Source organism: Salmonella sp. SAL4457 (genome assembly GCF_046548235.1).
Classification (GTDB): Bacteria; Pseudomonadota; Gammaproteobacteria; order Enterobacterales; family Enterobacteriaceae; genus Salmonella; species Salmonella enterica.
Window position 1 is genome coordinate 1 of sequence record NZ_JBGDZO010000378.1, and the last position, 277, is coordinate 277.

Sequence of the window (277 nt, forward strand, 5' to 3'; positions counted from 1 at the left end):
CTACCGCTACCGGCATCACCGGACGCGGCAGCCCGGCCTTGCGGCATTCGGTATCCACTACCGCGAGATCGCTGACCGAAGGCTGTTGCAGCACGTAGAGCACCGGCTTGCTGCGGTCGATCTTCAGGGTGAAGGCCGATTGGTTGATGGTTTCCGAGCGTACCCAGAGGTACAGCAGGCGGCGCAGGGCGCCAAAACCAAAGCGGCGGAAAGGGTAGCGGGGCATACGGTGTCTACTGGCAGTTGATCGGGACCCGGCGTGACGGGCGCGGCTAGT

1 protein-coding gene is annotated in these 277 nt (G+C 64.3%); it reads right to left on the reverse strand.

Features of this window, described 5'->3' with window-relative positions; genetic code table 11:
• Nucleotides 1–226: hypothetical protein (locus tag ACLJNW_RS24720; protein WP_410961291.1), on the reverse strand; the 226-nt coding region annotated here is incomplete at its 3' end.
• Between the last annotated feature and the right edge of the window lie 51 nt (nt 227–277).